This window comes from Bradyrhizobium sp. USDA 3240 (genome assembly GCF_054063295.1).
The window spans coordinates 5,166,165-5,183,745 of the sequence record NZ_JBSSGD010000002.1 but is presented as its reverse complement, the minus strand read 5'-3'; the positions used below and the strand labels follow the sequence as shown (position 1 = coordinate 5,183,745).

The window sequence follows — 17,581 nt, the reverse complement described above, 5'->3', positions numbered from 1 at the left end:
ATTGGCCATCCTCTTCGCTGGCGGCGCGATCTACGCCACCATCGCCAATCAAAGAAAGGAACGGCCGTCCTCGCCTGCGGCTTCCGTCACAAAGAGCAATACTCTGACGGCGGCGGCCTCTATTTCCTCGGCGCAACCACCTGTTCGCGACTGCCAGGATGCCGACATTTCCTGTATCTCGGAGCGAAACAAGGAGATCGTCGAACGCAATAAGTATGTGATGGCTGGAGGTGAGGGGCAGATGCTGCCCTTGTCCATGATACCCACCCCCCCTGTCCAGACGTTCGAGGGGGCCAAGACACCGAAAGCGGCGCATCGAGCTTCGCCACCAACGTCTCAGACGGCCATCCGCAGCTCGCGGGCAGCTATTGACACCACCGAGAAGCAAACCAAGCCGACTCCGACGACCGGCGACGTGCAGCCCCGAAGGCACCGGAACGCGATCGCGCCATTTACTGTGCTGACAGAATTGGGCCAGAACTACCTGATCAAGCTAATTAATGCGGACAATGCCGGAGATCAGATTTGGATCTTTGTGAGAGGAGGCGACTCGTATTCCACAAAGGTGCCTGTTGGCTCGTACTACTTTAGAGCTGCGAGTGGCAATGAATGGTATGGGCGTGAAGGCCTATTTGGCCTGAGTACGCAATTTTTCCGACTGCGACCCAAGAACGGCGCATCCGGCGATGCTCAGCAAACGCTTCAGTTTAGAAAGGAACGCAATCGTATTTTCGGCATGACCATCAGTCTGAAAGGTGTCGCGAACGGCAATATGGAACAAGAGGCTATGACCCGACTGGAGTTTGACGCCAACTAGGCACCTTCGTGGTGTCAGTAGTGGGTAAGTGAATATCAATCGGTGTCGCGTCGAACAGAATGCTTCTGCTGATAGCTATTGGTCTCCTGCCGAGCGAGACGAAAGAAAGCCTTCGCCTTTTTTGACTCGTCCCAGCGACACCTCGACGATCCTCTCGACAATGCGATCTGGCGTTTTCCATCTGAGGACTAGCTTGCCAGGATCCATGCCGTAGTCGGCAACAATGTCCTTCAGCTGTTCAACCGTTAGATCACTAAGCTTCGCGCGAAGCACGGTTTCGCCTTCACGCGCCAGCTCAATCGGATCGAGAACAGCCGCCGCACGTCTATTTGATCCCCGGGAGGCCGCCGGCGTCGTGGGCTTTTTTGCCTCTTTTATTCCAAGGGATTCCTCTAACCTACTTGCGAAGTCTTCATTGCGCGCGGCTTCCTCAATAACGACACGCACTAAATCGTTGAGTATTTTCTTTAATGTCATCTTACGCTCCCAGCTTGCTCAACACCTCTCTGGCCAGCGCCGAAATTCTGTCGTGTAAGCCCTGATAACCCCACTTCTGCTTTAACGTCGAATGTCCAGTGTGCTCGGCAGCTGCGGCGCTTTGGTTTGCCTGTGGAACGACCGTTTCAAATACAGATGGCCAGTCTTTCGGATTGGCGGAGTGGTTCTGCCGCAATTGCCTCTCCATATTTTTGTGTACCATGGAGCGGCTGTCATATTTCGTTACGACGATGCCGAGCGCCTCGATATCTTCTGTGATCTCTTCGGAGAAATCACGGACCCGGCGAACGATCTGCGGGATTCCGTACGTCGAAAGAATGTCAGGAATTGTTGGGATCAGGAACGCCTGCGACATGCGCAGACCGTTTTGGGTGATCTTGCCCAGATTCGGCGGACAGTCGATCATGACGATGTCGTAGTCCTCGATGATATCCTTTGTGGCGCGCCAGAGGATGTCGAAGGGGCGGATAGCGCCATATTTTCCAACGGGCGTATTGATAAGCTCATCTTGAACATCGATGAGGTCGAGGCTCGATGGCAGCAGGTCGATCGTCGTCGCTGCGGCGACATCAGACACTTTCTTCTGCAAGGTCTTCGAAAGGTCAAACTTCTTTTCGTCCGGATGAAGAGCGTCTTTGAATAACTGGGCGAGCGTGTGACCTTTGTCGTTCAAATCGCGCCACCTCTCTTCGCCGATCAGCATGACGGTCGCGTTCGTCTGGGGATCGAGGTCAATTACAAGGACCTTCTTCCGGCGCTCAGCAGAGAACGTTTCCGCGAGCGCTACTGTTGTCGTGGTCTTTCCCACACCGCCTTTGAGATTAATCGTCGAAAATACGTGAGCCATCGGGATTTTCCTTCTCCGGAGCCAAGAGCGCACTTGAGAGCGTCGGAACACTGGTCCGGAAGCGAGATCGACCAACGGTTTTGGAAAATCGGCCATGCGGGTTCGCCAGTTGGCTACCGCCTGTCGCGATGTCTTCGCCATTTCGGCGATCTCGTTTATGCCGACCAAGTCGTCTTCGGACGCCATCGGATGCCTGTGTACGATGTAAACGGTGTTGTGTACAACGTTCACACCGCAGGGTCAAGGTCGGAATGCTGACCCGCACCCGCGCCAACCTGTTGCGCGCTCGAACTTGGCTGCTTTTCAAAGGGCGACGCTTCTGGCTCCAGACCAATGATGTGTTCGTACGGCGTTAGCCTATTCAAGGCCTATCTTTTCTTGTTGGCTAAGCAGTTCTTTGTAGAAAATACGGCCCCTGAACGGCTGAAAGGCATTGATGAAATAGTACGGAGGCGCCTACCATTCGGACGAGTTGAGATCCGCGTGCCTCGCAACTTCGTTGAACAGAGCTCAGATCGCAGCCAATGATCTCGCGTCGGAAGATAGCAGCATCAATCGATCGGGCTGGTGCGCTATTCGAATTGTGTTGGAAGACTCTCAGGAGCGGAAAGGCCGAAGCAAAAAACGCGGACGGGGCTGATCTTATCGTAGTCCAAAAGCACTTGATTGACGCTCAGTGGATACTCCAAACCCAGTACATGGCAGTCGCTCAAGAAAAGCAACGTTTGATAGCGGGAAAGACAACCTATCAGCCCGCTTGGTTTGGTCGTCGAATGGCTCAATTGGATGGATATTCGAAAGCTATTAAGTCCGGGATTGGCATCGGAAAGGTTATCGGCGATGGGTACGCTTGGATATTTTACCGTGATGATGTGCCTCTGATTGAGCAGCATCTCAACCGTCAGCGACAAACGCATCTCCCGCCAGGCGTGGGTGCAATAGGCGAACGAGCTTTCGTCGAGAAGCTACAGGGACTCAACAAACACTTCGTTCTTTATCACGGTATTACATCATTTCTTCGAATGGGAGATGTAAGCTTCATTAGCCCCGAAACGGGTAGAGTTGCGTCCATAGGTGAGTTGAAGACAAAGAAAATCGGCAAAGACAGATACGAAATCACCCTGGGCTGCCTCTTTGGCGCGGGCTTCAATCTTCCGACAAGCTTGGCAGGCGCGTTCGCAGAAACGCCTTCGCAACGTTCGGAACCGCTGGCCCAAAAGATTAGGGATCGTTTAAAGCGGCAAATGGGGGAGATCGCTCGCGCATTTGAATCCTCCAAGCAGCGAGCACAGCAAAGTCCCATCAATGTAAACGGCCGCATATTTTTTGATGAGTTGAACCGGGCGGTTGGTGAAAGCATCAAAGCAGGGTTCGCATATCAAAAAGCGAGCGAAAGCCTTCTCATTGGAGCAATTCGGCTTAGCGAACGCCGGATTTCTAACCGGCTACTCAATGGAAACGGCGAAAACCTCAACGCAAGGATCGACCCCGTCATAGAGCACATCCCAACGATCATCGATAAGGCGCTTCGTGATAACTGCGTTGTTGCTTCGTTTGTAGGATATGGCACCGACGGTCTTCCGATCGTGCTCCGCGGAACAATTCCGCTTTTTTGGTGGCCCATCGAGCGGAACAATCTGTTCGATATGGTGTTCGGGAAAGTCCTGGTTGTTTCGATTTACAATCCCGCGCGCTTCTGGGAGATGCTTCGTAAGAATGGATTTTCCGTAGTGTTGGATGCTCGGTTTCGCTTTGTCACTGCCACTCGAAAACAGGGAAAGCGCATGACACGGCTCGAAAACATGGATCACTTTAACAAGCTCTCAGGACAGTTTTTGGTGAGCGACGAGAGCATCATGAGTGTCGTGGAAGAAGCACTTGGGTTCGGCAAAGCGCAAAAAAGCGAGCAACCACTTAAAATCGAAATGGTGCCTACCTTTAAGGACGGTTCGTGACGATCCCCAACGTCGCCGCGATCTCATCTGCCGCTTGAGGATTATGGTCCCAACATTGCGTAAGCTCGATCCTGGAGGATGCCTCCGCACGCCATCGGCCTCTCTCGGATGCAGTCCTTGTCGGGCCGGGATGGAGTCGGGGTCGGACGGATGATTTCAACCTTCGCCGGTTGGTGGCCAGGGCTACTTTGCCAGTTCGGTGAACGCGACACCGCGGCAGCGACGGCCCCGAGGGCGATCGGCGCACTCGATCGATTGACGAAATGGAATTATCGGCCGCATGTGTTAGGGCTTAGGCGGGCTCGTTAGAAGGTTCTTTCGACAGAACATTATAGCGGTAAGAAAGACCCGGTTGGCCTCGTGGAGTTCTTCTTCTGACCAGGTTGTCATGGCGTTATGCTGCCCATCATTCCGGTATAAGACGGCTGACAAAATCGTGCGTGTGACACCGATATTGGGGCTGGTTGCGGACAACGATCCGATGCCCGCGGTCTGAGCAACGCGCGTTTTCGAAGCCGTCGAAACCAGTCCGTCCTCGGTAAGAAGGAGCGAGTGAATCTCAGGTACCGCGTTCCAGAACCGCTGAACTTTTTTCATTAGTGCGCGTCCTGGTTGCACGCCAGCTTCAACTAACAAGGCATTGACCACGTGCTCGAAGGTGGCTGACATCGACTCGACTTCTTTGACGAGAGCCACGTGATCCACTTGCGTGGCCTAAACTGGCGGGCAAGGATCGTCTTAATGCTCAGATGAACTTTCCAGAAATTTATGCGCTCCAGCCAATCCAGAACGTTGGGCGCGTCAGCTTCCGTCAAAGTGAGATTGGCGGCAGCCCTGGGAGCTTTTGTAACAACCACGTGCTTTAGAGACAGTTCGGACTTCTCACGAGTTTCCTTTGCCTTCGTCAACTACCTACCTTGGTGATTGATTGGGACGACGGATGCATGGCAGTCGTGTTCGATGAGCCATCGGGGAGTCGACTCGCATGAAGAACGTCCTGGCGCGCACAGCAGCCCTTGGCTGATTTCAAGGCCTCCACCGCCAACCCGGCTTTCGTTGGCAACAACGGCACCTTCACACGTTCGACAGCAAACCAAATCCGCTGCCACTATTTTTCGGAGAATTGAACATGGCTCGAGTTCGGACCGTTACTGCGGTATCAGCAAACCAGATCCAACTGCCCGCCCCATTCAAGGAACAACTTGTCGTCGTTGCCCAGGGCGATGTCCCGACGACTGGATGGTCCCACATTCGATTGTCTCCTCGATATTATGTTGCTCCTCCGGCAGATGGCATCTGGGATTTCGACTTCATTGGTGATGAGCCAACGGGAGGCGTTGGACAAGTCATCCTACCCGTTGCCGCGGAAATTATCGCTGCTCATCCAGCTTGGTGCACGGGCGTTCGTGTTCATTCCGCCACCAACAGTATCACAGCTAAGGTTCGACCTGTCACAACGACGGCGCTTGCCGCAGTTAACGCACAGGCTGCACTCGCGCCTGGGCACGTTATCCATCGGCAGATTATCGCAAGTTTCGACGATAGCTTTCAGCCGACAGGACGCACAAAGTTTGATCCATGGCCACACCTGGAAATGAAGAAGCTCCACCACGAGCTTGAGCTGGTGGTCGAGGGACCGGATGAGCAGAAAATAAAAGATTGCGTAGCCCGAGCGGCGGCTGCGGGACTAATAGCGGCCATTATTGCGGCCTTTGCCACCGGCGGAGCCGCCATGCCAGCCGCAATATCGGCTTTCCTGGCGGCTTTGCAGACCTGCTTGGGCAACAACTTTATAGCAAGGATCGACAACCACTCGCATTGGGAATACTGGTGGACGTGATCCGTGTAGTTCACGCTCCCTTCTTCGCGGGCTGTTGAGACGAACGCGAGGGAGGAGCCTGCCGGCTAGTGTCAATCAGCACAGACAATCCTGCACGGGTCCGAATCGTCAAATGGATCCCTCTCATGGATAACATCCTCCCCTGTGTCACAGTTTCCCACGCAATAGTTAAGGGGCGCTCGTAGCCGTTGTCGGGTGACGCAGACCACCTCAGCAGATTGCTGTGCCTGGGCAACCGAAGCACGCAGCCGGCCTATCGGAGATCCTCTCGCGTGGGAGGGAGCTGGGGCTGACAAATCGCGCCCTGCCTGCCCTCCCGCGGCGCAGCAACCGCGTGAAGCCGCTACACGCTTACCGGTCGCTTATATCCTGACACGGCAATGACCGGCACACAGAGCGTTTATCTCTCCGGTCGGTCCTGTCGCTTGATCGAACGTCCGTGCAGCGGTGTATGCACCTTTCACACTCTTAAGCTGAGGCAACGCAACGCCTGTTTCGCAAATGGACTCCAGCTCCGCCTGACTGGCATCAACTCGCAATAGTTCACCGGTGGTAAAGCGCGCGACTAAGCCTACGACAACATCTTTGACGTCTTCGCCGCGCCAATTCCGCCGATACTGGACGTCGAAGTGGTTAGGTTGCGAACTTCGGTCGAGCGGCTTGGGACGAATTGGTCCTGTTGGCGACTTCCGCAACATTCCCGCTCAGGCTAACGTGATACGGCTGCTTGTCTGCAGCATTCTAGGGGAGGATAGAATGCAGAAAACAGTTTGGATTGCTGTAGTGGCATTGCTCGTGCTTACGCTTGGGACAGCAGATGCGGCGACGGCGGCATGTTCGGCAGGGAAAATAACCTGCGCCGCTTGGTGTACGAAATATCGCCCTGGGGCACAGGACTGTTTCGTCGGCCCGAATAGCTGCGAGACAAAACCGGGCGGAAAGGCTGCCTGCGTTGGAGACTTATGCAACGCACGAAATGATTCATGCACGCGACTTCAAGAGCAAGAAATTAAGAGGAAACAAAGATGACTTGAAACGATGACGAAGGTCATTGTCGCCGGTCTCGCTAGCCCGGCTCGACCGGGGCAAAGGAGGATATAACTCGCCTGCTACTTCCAGTGCGCGAACTTGGCCGCCTGGGAGTTCGGGATCAGGGGATCGCGAAAAGCTGTCAGGGCCCTCGGTGCGAACATGCGCACCTTAGAAACGTCGTGCGCGCCGACACTGCCCATCCTGCTGTTCGTCGAACGCGCCGCGGCTCCTGTTGGAGTACCTCCAAATAAATCCCCGGCCTTAACCCGGAAGCGCTTGACGAAGCCTACGAGTACGCGGGTGCCGCGCTTGGCCCGTTAATGCGCCATCACTTTTCGCTTCTTACCGCTTGCCACTCAGACGAAAGGAGCGTCAGATTGAGACAGGCGCAATTGCGCGCCGCAAGCTGCCCACAAAACGGCGACATACCGAAGTCCCGCTCTCCCAACTGGCAGCATCAATGCCATCGGCAGGCACCGCAGAAGCGGCCTCGAATTTGCATCCCTGCGGCTGAACTCAAAGCTGGGAATTAGCTGGCATAGGCCTACGAGCGACAAAAACCGCGCGCGTACCAATTATATTCGTTGCGCGTAGCGGTTGATTTGAGGGCGGCAAAGCCGAAGAAGCGAGCACCTCAATGTGCACTTGTGCGGAAGCCCAGAGCCGCATCATCGCGTTTGGAGGGAGCGGTCATGACAACCAGCCCGTATTGGGGGACCTTCGTTTTTCCCTGGTCCCAGGCTACCCCAGGATCCCACCTTTATCCTCCCTCTCTCAGAGTGAATGTCCCCACCGGAACGCTAGAACTCTTTTACGGGTTCACTCCCAACGGCTCGGATTCTCTCTCCCGCTATGCCGTTCAGCTCGATCCCTTTTTCTTGCCGCTGCCCCCTTTGTCAGCTTCAACGGATGGTTATGCGTTCGTGGATGCGTCGACGATTTTTCAAACGCCGCTTCGTCAAAACCTGGTCCTCGCTAGCACCGGTCAGAGCGATTTGCAGGGGATCGCAGTCTTCCAGACCCAAGACTCAAATGGCAACAACTCGATCAAAGAAAGCTTCGTCACGGGAGAAAATGGATCGCTATCCGCGGGACCAAGCACTCAGATAGCCGGTCCGCTCAGCGGGAAGATCGAAAACACGATTTTCGAGCCCTTTAGAACGAGCGCGAGTGTACTGAACTCGTATGGCGTTGGATGGGACCAATACAATCCGGCAACCGGTGCATACTCCATCAGCTTCGATATCTTCAATCACAACAGTGGCGATCCAAATTTCAATGGTGCCGGCGACTACACCTCTACAGGGATCGTAACTCTGAACCTTGGCACATTTACAAGCGAAACATCCTTACCCAACTGGACCTTCGCCGCAGCCGGTGGTGCCTATGTCGTCGCAGCTGCATTTTCGTTTCCAGGTCACGATTCCATCCTTGTAAATGGCTACAATCTCGACGGTTCGTTCAAAAGCAATGGGTTCACCTTCCGGATTGATCCGGATCTCAGCGCCTATCCTGGGGATGCCAACCATATCGCTTTGCAGCGCGACCCAGCGACGGGCCAACTCAACACTGCCTCGTTGAGCCTTGTTCAACAGGCATCGCCTGGAAACTTATACGGAATTGCGTGGGACGAGAGCATCACAGATAGCAGCGGAAACGTCGTTGGAAACCAAGTCGAGTTTGCCATCTTCCAGCCACTGGTTGGCGTTGTTCAACGGCACACATTCCAGATAGTCGGTTCTTCGCCGGAGAAGGTGAGACTGCAGCTCGAGAGTAACAACATCTTCGTTCTTACATATGGCGATAATAGTGCGACGCACATTGTTCGGTTCGACACGAGTGGAAACGTACTCGCAACGGCGACCGATCCTACAGATCACACATTCGACAGCGTCGCCGTGCTTGGCGACGGACGCGTTGACGTTCTCTACGACAACATTCTCGACCAGTCAGGCACTTCACAGATAGTGTCACACGTGTTCGATTTTCGTGTCACCGGAGTGAACATCAACGACTTTCCGCTAGTCGACGGAAACAACAAATACGTTGCGGGTACGCAATTCAGCGACTTCTTTATAGGGGAATCGAATACTCTTAACGAGTTCTATGATGTAGATGGCATTCCATTTTCACCCAACTTCGATAGCTTCACGGGAGGTGACAACGGCTTCAATGTCGCTATTTTTCCTTCTGCAAGATCCAATTACGTCATTTCGGAGCTTGCTGGAAGTTTGATCCTCAGCAGCAAGACCAATACCAATCATTTTCTGCAGGCAACGAATGTCCAGGAGTTCGCATTCAATCCGATCGTCGAGCCGGCACCACAGGGGGGCGTGATCGATGTCACCGGCGGTGGAGTATTTCTCAACTCTCCTCTGAGCAACGGTCTGTCAGCAATAATAGCTGGCTCAACTCTGGAACTTGCCTCACCGCTGACCAGCACCGGGCAGGTAACGTTGTTCAATTTCGGCACGTCAACGTTGCGCATCGATTATCCCGAAAGCTTCCAGGGAACGATATCCGGGTTGCTACCCGGCGATATCATCAATCTCGGCGGGATCGATCCCGCAACAACGACCGCGCTATTCGATGGATCGACACTCATCGTTCATACAGTCGGAGCGGCGTTTCAATACCATATCATCGACGCGCCTGCAGGCGGCATTTTCCTTGTGCAATCCGGCGAGGGCGGCACAGATCTTGTTTTCAGCACAAGTCGAGCGTCGCAGACCCTGTCGATTTTGCCGTTAGATGCAGATTGGAACGATTCAATCAGTGAAGCCACGTCATTCACTTTTGTCGTAACGCGAACCGGAGACACAACTGGAATTGCGACCGCACATTGGGCCGTAAGCGCCAGCCAAGGCGCCGCTGCGACGCCATCAGATTTTGGCGGGGTGTTTCCAGGTGGAACCGTTACGTTTCAACAAGGAGAGACAAGCAAGACCATTGAGGTGCTGGTTGCTGCGCATCCGTTCCCAGAAAATGGTGGGCAGCCCGTGCACTTCACGATCGGCTTATCGAACCCAAGCAGCGGCACGACCATAGCCCCGCTCAGCGGGAGTGCGAGCGGCACTATCCACGATGGAGCACTGTTGCCGTTTATGGCTGAGCTTGCCGACGCTGCATATCACCTATCGCCAAGCGAGTCTCCGGTTCCCGGTTACAACAATCCGGGCGGTCCCCTTGCCGACTCGCTTTATACATCCCTTCTGATATCCAACAGTTTTCATTTTCTTACAGCTGCTGATCCTGATCTGTCGGGTCTTTCCCTGGCGGACACCGGAACAGGTCCGTTCTCGACCAAAGGACTTCAGCTTGGCATATATCACAATGATAACGCTGCGGCACTTGTAGGTCGCGAGGGCAATTCCCTCTTTATCGCCTTCCGCGGCACGAATGATTCGACCGGCGGAAATGATTTTGAGAATTTTTTGCTCGGCGTTGTTGATGCAAAGACTCCGGACGAAAATGACTGGAGCAATATGGATCATTATTATGAGGAGTTGGCTCCACTACTTACTGCGCTGGACAACTACATCTCAGATAAAAGCAATCACGTCGATAACGTCTATGTAACAGGTCACAGTCTTGGTGCTGCTATGGTGCAGCAATATCTGACTGATTATCAGCACGTAGCATATTTGAATCGGAAATTCGAGGGAATCGCTTTCGCCGATCCTGGTTATTTCAGTATCTTGAAGCAGCAGCCCCCAGAGCCGGAGGGCAATTCGCAAATCATAAATGTCGCTATACAGGGAGATTCAACACAAGGTTCGTTCATTCAGAACCATACTTGGAACCGCGGTGACGAACTACTAGTCACGCACTCTGCGGATAGAACGGGGGATTTGCATGATATGGGCTTGTACTATCAAGCCGCCCTTGCCCTCAGTCAAAGCCGCGCGCTCGTGACATCAAACTTCGATGACGTAGCCGACCCAATCCCGATTGAGCTTAACAAGGCCTACGAAGTTCTCGGGAAAGCCGGAATGTTTACATTCACCTCTCTTAGCTACGCATGGTCCCCACAGGGCGTCCACGTCAGTTTGAGCGCCGATGACGTGCTCTTGGGCGGTCACGATGTCTACGGCTTGCCGATTATAGGTTTGATCGGAAGCTCATTCGGCGACGTGCTAACGGGCAACAACGACAACAATTTACTAGAAGGTGGCCCTGGCGATGATGTTCTTGATGGCGCCGGCGGGACCAATACTGCCAAGTTCAGCGGAACCATCTCAAATTACATATGGTCAAAGAATGCAGACGGGACGTGGACGATTAAGAACATACCCGGATGGCAATGGGGCAACACAATAGTATCGCTGGACGGAACTGACACCCTGAGAAATATTCAATACTTGCAATTTTCCGACAATACGGCTCCGGACGGCATCAAGACGGTTCCCATCAATACGGTGGTAGGATTTGTCGTCAAAGGACATATTACTGGAGCGGTAGTCTTCGCGGATGCAAACGGAAACGGCCGGCTGGACCCTAGCGAAAGTGTTACCACGACGGATGAGAGCGGACAGTTCATTCTACCCGGTGGCACAGGCACGCTTATTGCCCTTGGAGGAGTCGATACATCCACAGGTCTGCAGTTAAAAGGCCAACTATCGGCGCCCTCCGATTTCCATATGATCACACCGCTCACGACTCTTGTCGTTCAGTTGCAAGCGCTTGCCGTCTTGGCGCCCGAACAGACGGTCCTTTCTGCACTTGGTCTCCCGCCGACCTTGGACTTATCGACGCTCGATCCGATCGCTGCCGCGATCGCCGGCGATCCTGCGGGCGCCGCCGCAGAAGTCGCAGCCGCAACGGTCTACGATACGGCTTCCCTTAGTGCGTCGGCATTGGCTAGCGCCGGCGACACGTTCAGCGCCGCTGCGCAAGCCTCGTTCGTTGCGATTGTGAACGCGATCAATAATGGGAGTGTTAATCTAACTGATCAGGCCTCGGTCAGCGCGCTTATTGTGAGCGCTGCAGAGACCCAAGGGATCCAACTCGATCAGGGCACAAGCAATACCCTTGCGGTAGTGATTGCAGCGAGCAATTCGGCACTACCGCAGGCCTCATCGCAGTTGACTGGCCACGCTTTAATTGAAGCGATTAGCACGATCGAGAAGCTTGCGCAGGGTGCTGAGTCGGCAGCAGTTCAGAGAGCCGCCGGGGACCCAAGTTTACTTAGTATCATCACGAACGCATTCACCGGATCAAATCTGACGAACGCGCTTGCGCCGCAGTTCAATGACGGAAACCACGCGCCATGGCTCGCGACGGACACAGTCGCGCCCCATTCGATGACTGAAATTGCAGGCAAGACCGGGAGCAACGACCTGGATGCTATCGGCGGCAAGCTGCTATTTACCGATGCAGATCTCTCAGATACGCATCAAGTTAGCGCAGCCCTTGATCTATCTTCGATCAAATGGATGAACGCCGACGGAGCTGTCTCATCAACCACACTTCCGATTGATACATTCAATCCTCTCGACCATGCTATTCAAGCCGCGTTGGTCAGCGACAGCACCAACGGAAACATTGGCGAGATCTCGTGGCATTTCAGTGCCGCCGATCACTATTTCGATTTCCTAGCAGCCGATGAAACGCTAAGTGCGACATTCAACATCGGAGTTACAGACAACCACGGCGCCACGTCTGTCGAGACGGTTACCATTCTCATCAATGGTACCAACGACAATCCTACTTCGGTACCCGATAGCAACGGCGTGGCGAAGGGGACGACGCTTTCGGTAGCGGCCTCTGTCGGCGTATTGGCCAACGATACCGATCCTGACATTCGCGAACATTTGGTCGTCAGTGCAGTGAACGCATCGGCATCGAGTGTCGGGCATGCGGTGAAAGGTGCCTACGGATCGCTAACGCTGAATGCCGATGGGAGCTATGCATATACCGCAAGCAAAGGCGCTCTGCCCGGACAAATCGTGGCGCAGGACACGTTCAGCTACACGATCTCCGACGGACACGGCGGGATCAGCACGTCGACGCTAAGCGTTGTGGTGTCCAACCCGGGCGTACTTTATCTGTCAGGAGCAAACACAACGCTCACTGGGGTCATCAATGGAAAGGACGTGCTCGATGGGTCAGCTAGACATAATGTGCTGATTGGCGGCAACGATCCCGATGTCCTGATCGGCGGTAATGGCGATACGCTCACTGGTGGCCCTGGCCCGGATACCTTCCTTTTCCGTCCCAACTTCGGAACGAATGTGATTGCGGACTTTAATGTCACCAATGATGCAATTCAGTTCGACAAATCCATCTTCGCCAACGTCAGTGACGTATTAAATCACACCACGAACACTGCTGCGGGCGCCATCATCAACAACGGTCATGGGGATACGATCACGCTCACCGGTATAACGCTCGCTCAATTGCAAGTTCATCAGAGTGATTTTCACTTGATATGACACGTTATGCATGAGCAAGTTATCCGCTCTGCGATTATAGGGCTAAGATGGGAACAGTGGCTATGAGCGGTCGCCTTCCTGTTCGCGTTCAAGCGCAGTACGTAATTTTTTGAATATTAGCGAGATCTTTTCAGCCAACGCTTCAATAACGGCGCCAATTAAAGCCCCTTCCAAAAATACTGCGAATACAGCCAGCACTATTCCAAGAATGTAGAACCGGGTACACGCGGAATTAGCGGACATCGAACTTCGGCCGCTCGACGTCGCATCAACGCACGTTGTCGTTGATCCCATCAGGAAGGGAAGTCCTACAAACAATGACGGTATCGCGAATGTTAGGATGGCATTTTGAAAAACATCATCAAGTATGAATTGGGGCAATTGGTATTGGTTATTCGGGACAGCAATAAGCCACGAAAGGAATGCTATGGTATTTAATGCTCCAGTAATGATCGCCGTCCGCCAATGATGCTTAATCATTCAGAAATTTTACCATGCATGGGTAAGATCGAGAGACATACAAGGGGACAACTTGTGGACTAGGTATGGACCAACGGAGCGTCTTAGCTTTTGGTTTCAGTCTAGATCTAGACCAATTGAACCTCGCGACCCGCGCCTTCTTGCCAGATGTGATCGGTCGGGTCACTACATAGGGCGGGCTACCAGAATAAGCGAAAAAGTGAGGCCCGCATTCCTGCGGGCCTTTTCCTTAACGCTCGACTCCTCTGTCAGTGACGATCTTCTATTCTTCGCGGCGATTTCAGCCTTCGTGCGACGCTTTCGCTTCGGGGTGGAGAACGCTTCCAACTCTTGGGTGGCTTGTTCTCGTAGGGCTGAAGTTCGAGTCCAATCTTTCCTTGTTGGTCGACCAGTTCCTTGATGCGCTGTAGTCTCTCCATTTACGGTTCTCCCAGGTTGAGCTGGACCGTGAACAGTCGCCCACGGCCTTTTCACCGCCCGCCCAGGCTCCGCCGGCAGCAGGAAGCGGCAGCGCACTCAGAGCACTAAACAAGCCGGAGGGCACGATCCGTTCCATCTTTCCAGATGTGACTGAGGAGATCGCCCGATTGCAGCTCTCCACGTAAGGCGAAGAAGAACAACGATGGTCCAGGCCCCAGCGGCATCTTCAACTGTCGCAGTGCTTCGAGCATCGATCGGGTACGGTGTTGGTCGGTGGTCACGACGAGAACGCGGAATGTCTTCCAACCGAACTGATTTGTATGCCGTCCCTCAGCATGCGCATGGAGGTACCCGAGCATCTTACGTCCAAAGCTTGATTGTGTGGCGTCAGCGCGATTCACCGGCATGGTGCCACGATCGATCTCTACCATGAAGCAACGGCGAGAGCCGTCCGGAAATTGGAGACCGAACACAAGATCCGGTACGACGCCAACATCGTGCGCGCGCTCGGCTTGCGAGATCCTGGCTCGCAATGCGAACGGGTTTCGCATTCTTCGAGTGGGTTCAGGCGCGCTCGCGATGATCTCTTCAGGGTGGATAAGCCGGAGGTCGCTGCGGCCGCGTATAGATCGCTCCAGGGCAACGTGAAAATCCACGATCTCCAGCTGATGTTCAATGAATGGCCGGCCCGCTTCGCGATTGTTTCGGGTCCGATCCATGTTTGCACAGTCCACCCCGCGTTCGGAGAGAAGATGCGCCGCGAGATCCCCGAGTGCATACACCATCGGCGCCGATCCTGCCGTGGGGTAATAGTCGAGCTGCGCCCGCGGCCTATCGACAAATCCGGCGTGAAACAGCCGACACAGTCGGTCATTCGTGCGATCAAGTGAGCGGCCAACGAGCGCCGCAATGTGGGTGGATCTCAAGAAGCGATGGCGCAGCAACTGCCGCAGGATCAGCACATCACCTTCCGTGACTCGAAAGTAAACGGTGCGAGAGGGCCACGACTTGGCGCGGACGGCCTACGCACCGCGCTTGAAGCGTATAGGCATCCAGAACTGCCGCAGGGCCTCAACGGCTACGGGAATGTCGCGCCGGACGTTTTGAGCGACGGGCAGCGTTCCCAGCGTGTGCCGGGCCGGGGGTAGCAAGGGCCGACCGGCGTCGTCGATGCAATGGACCAAGATCGGCCGCAGCATAAGGTGTTCGGTTCCGTTCGGGGAGAGAAGCCGCGACCAGACGAGAAGCCGAAGCTTCATGACGGCGTAGAAGCCCATGCACCAGGGCTGCGGGTCGACTTCGCCGTCCGGTGATCGCACGAACAGCGGCTCGAAGCTCTCCGGTCCCGTCGACAGCGTCTCGCTGATTGCGTTGTGGCGCATCAGCGTGGCGGCGATCGCCGAGAACTCCTCGGTGTCGTGATTGAAGGCGTCGGGATCTACGCCGAGGAGCGGGCACACCCATTCCTCGGACGCCATCGAGACCGGCCCGGCAACGACCGCGGCCACCGCGCCGTCGAGCATGGAGAGCGACGTCGCCCGCGGATGCCGAAGCGTCGGCGACCTGGCGCGCTCGCTGATCCATTGCCCGAGCCGTTCGAACGACATGGCATAGTCCGCCATCGTCGTCTTGGCCCGTTTTCCTCGCCGTTGCTTCGGCTTCGTCATGCCACGGCCCGCTTTTCGGCTTCGCGTGCGGCCTTCCAGTTCCAGGCCAGAAGTTCGTGCAGCTGGTTGGTCTTCGTGGCGCCGCTCACCATGCGATCGAGAACGTCGATGAGATACGCCTCGGGGTCGAGACCATTCAATTTCGCTGTGTTAAGAAGCGAAGCGAGTATCGCCCAAGTCTCGCCCCCGCCTTCGTCACCACTGAACAACGAGTTCTTTTTTCCGATCGCAATGGGCCTGATCGATCGCTCGACCGTGTTGGTGTCCGGCTCGAGCCGCCCGTCATCCAGGAACGCCGTCAGGCCCTGCCAGCGTTCGAGCATGTAGTCGATCGCCTTGATGAGCGTCGAGCGGCGGGAGATCCCGTCCTTCACCGCGATCAGACGGATCCTCAACGCTTCCATCAGCGGCTTCGTCTCGGCCTGTCGCGTCGCGCGGCGTTCCCCGGCGTCGAGACCGCGGATCCTCTCCTCGATCGCGTAGACGGCCGCAATGCGCTCGATGACCTCCGCGGCGAAGGGTGAGTTCGTCGTCTTGTGCACCCTCACGAAGTTGCGGCGCGCGTGAACGAGACAATACGCCAGCTGGATCTGGCCCGACATCTTCGCATCGCCCGCCAGCGAGGCGTAGGCGGCATAGCCGTCGACTTGCAGCACGCCTTCGAAGCCGGCCAACTGCGCCACGATCTCCTTCTTGCCGCGACCACCTGCGAACACGTAGGCGACCGCCGGCGGCGCCGGCCCCTTCCACGCCCGATCGTCCGTCGCGTGCGCCCAGAACTGGCAGATCCTCGTGCGGCCGCGTCCCGGATCGAGCACTGGCATCGGCGTCTCGTCGCAGAACAGCCGCTCGAAGCCGTGCATAGTCTTCAGTTGCAGATCGTAGAGGCCCCTGACCAGCCACGCCGCGCTCCCCATCCAGCGCGCCAGCGTCTGACGGTCGACGACGACACCCTGACCCGCCAGGATCTGCGTCTGGCGGTAGAGCGTCGATTGCCAGGCATATTTGGCCGCGGCGATATGCGCGATCAGCGCCGTCGTCGCCATGCCGCCCTCGACGAGCCGCGCCGGTGCCGGGGCCTGGACAATCGCGCCCTCACAGGAGCGGCAGGCGTATTTTGGACGGATCGTGCGGAGCACACGCAGCCACGCGGGAACCCGATCGAGCGCTTCGCTGCTCTCCTCGCCGATCCGATGCATCTGACCCGTGCAGCACGGGCACCGCGTGGACGCCGGCTCGATCACCCGCTCGATCCGGGGCAGATGCGCCGGCAGTGCGCCGATGTTGCGCCTCGCTTTGCGCCGCTTCGGTCTCGGCGCGTCCGGTTTGTCGTCATTGGCCGGGAGCTGTGAGCCGGCGGTCGGTTCCAGATCAAACGCGATCTGTTCGGCGCAGACGATCGCCGAGCGCTCCGATCGTGCGCCGAAGATCAGGCTCTTCAACGTGGCGATCTCTGCGCGCAGATCATCGTTCTCGCCTTCGAAAGCCAACACCATCTCGGCAAGAGCTGCAGGGTCACAGGGGAGATCTTCGGGGCGAAGCGCCATATCGCAGAGCTACACGAACACACTCACAATCGCCAGCAAAACAA

11 protein-coding genes are annotated in these 17,581 nt (G+C 55.6%); 4 read left to right on the top strand and 7 right to left on the bottom strand.

The window, feature by feature from the left end; genetic code table 11:
- The first annotated feature begins 1 nt into the window (after position 1).
- The gene (locus tag ACVIGA_RS25105; RefSeq protein WP_456668390.1) at positions 2-817 is read left to right on the top strand and encodes a hypothetical protein; all 816 of its coding nucleotides are present in this window, start codon (positions 2-4) and stop codon (positions 815-817) included.
- A gap of 75 nt (positions 818-892) precedes the next feature.
- Here ACVIGA_RS25105 and ACVIGA_RS25100 read toward each other — a convergent pair whose 3' ends face one another.
- Both ACVIGA_RS25100 and ACVIGA_RS25095 read right to left on the bottom strand, forming a co-directional pair.
- Positions 893-1,294: a hypothetical protein gene (locus ACVIGA_RS25100; RefSeq protein WP_456668389.1), complete on the bottom strand. Its 402-nt coding sequence runs from the start codon at positions 1,292-1,294 to the stop codon at positions 893-895.
- Between the two features lies 1 nt (position 1,295).
- The gene (locus tag ACVIGA_RS25095; RefSeq protein WP_456668388.1) at positions 1,296-2,348 is read right to left on the bottom strand and encodes an AAA family ATPase; all 1,053 of its coding nucleotides are present in this window, start codon (positions 2,346-2,348) and stop codon (positions 1,296-1,298) included.
- 512 nt (positions 2,349-2,860) lie between these two features.
- Here ACVIGA_RS25095 and ACVIGA_RS25090 point away from each other — a divergent pair.
- Positions 2,861-4,117 (top strand): hypothetical protein, encoded by a 1,257-nt coding sequence (locus ACVIGA_RS25090; protein ID WP_456668387.1) that lies wholly within the window; start codon positions 2,861-2,863, stop codon positions 4,115-4,117.
- 285 nt (positions 4,118-4,402) lie between these two features.
- Here ACVIGA_RS25090 and ACVIGA_RS25085 read toward each other — a convergent pair whose 3' ends face one another.
- Entirely contained in the window at positions 4,403-4,786 is a 384-nt protein-coding gene (locus tag ACVIGA_RS25085; protein ID WP_456668386.1) for a hypothetical protein, read from the bottom strand.
- A gap of 460 nt (positions 4,787-5,246) precedes the next feature.
- Between ACVIGA_RS25085 and ACVIGA_RS25080 the strand changes: the two genes are divergently transcribed.
- Positions 5,247-5,957, top strand: coding sequence for a hypothetical protein (locus ACVIGA_RS25080; RefSeq protein WP_456668385.1), 711 nt, complete (start codon positions 5,247-5,249; stop codon positions 5,955-5,957).
- A gap of 1,724 nt (positions 5,958-7,681) precedes the next feature.
- Complete coding sequence (locus ACVIGA_RS25075) at positions 7,682-13,423, top strand: Ig-like domain-containing protein (RefSeq protein WP_456668384.1); 5,742 nt, start codon at positions 7,682-7,684, stop codon at positions 13,421-13,423.
- Between the two features lie 60 nt (positions 13,424-13,483).
- Here ACVIGA_RS25075 and ACVIGA_RS25070 read toward each other — a convergent pair whose 3' ends face one another.
- The 4 genes from ACVIGA_RS25070 to tnpC form a co-directional block, all read right to left on the bottom strand.
- On the bottom strand, positions 13,484-13,903 hold the full coding sequence (locus ACVIGA_RS25070) for a hypothetical protein (protein WP_456668383.1): 420 nt from the start codon (positions 13,901-13,903) through the stop codon (positions 13,484-13,486).
- Positions 13,904-14,427: 524 nt separating this feature from the next.
- The gene (locus ACVIGA_RS25065; protein WP_456668382.1) at positions 14,428-15,285 is read right to left on the bottom strand and encodes a replication-relaxation family protein; all 858 of its coding nucleotides are present in this window, start codon (positions 15,283-15,285) and stop codon (positions 14,428-14,430) included.
- 60 nt (positions 15,286-15,345) lie between these two features.
- The gene (locus ACVIGA_RS25060) at positions 15,346-15,990 is read right to left on the bottom strand and encodes a UPF0149 family protein (RefSeq protein WP_224943706.1); all 645 of its coding nucleotides are present in this window, start codon (positions 15,988-15,990) and stop codon (positions 15,346-15,348) included.
- On the bottom strand, positions 15,987-17,537 hold the full coding sequence (gene tnpC / locus ACVIGA_RS25055) for an IS66 family transposase (protein WP_208067377.1): 1,551 nt from the start codon (positions 17,535-17,537) through the stop codon (positions 15,987-15,989). The genes ACVIGA_RS25060 and tnpC overlap by 4 nt, the downstream gene beginning before the upstream one ends.
- Positions 17,538-17,581: the final 44 nt, after the last annotated feature.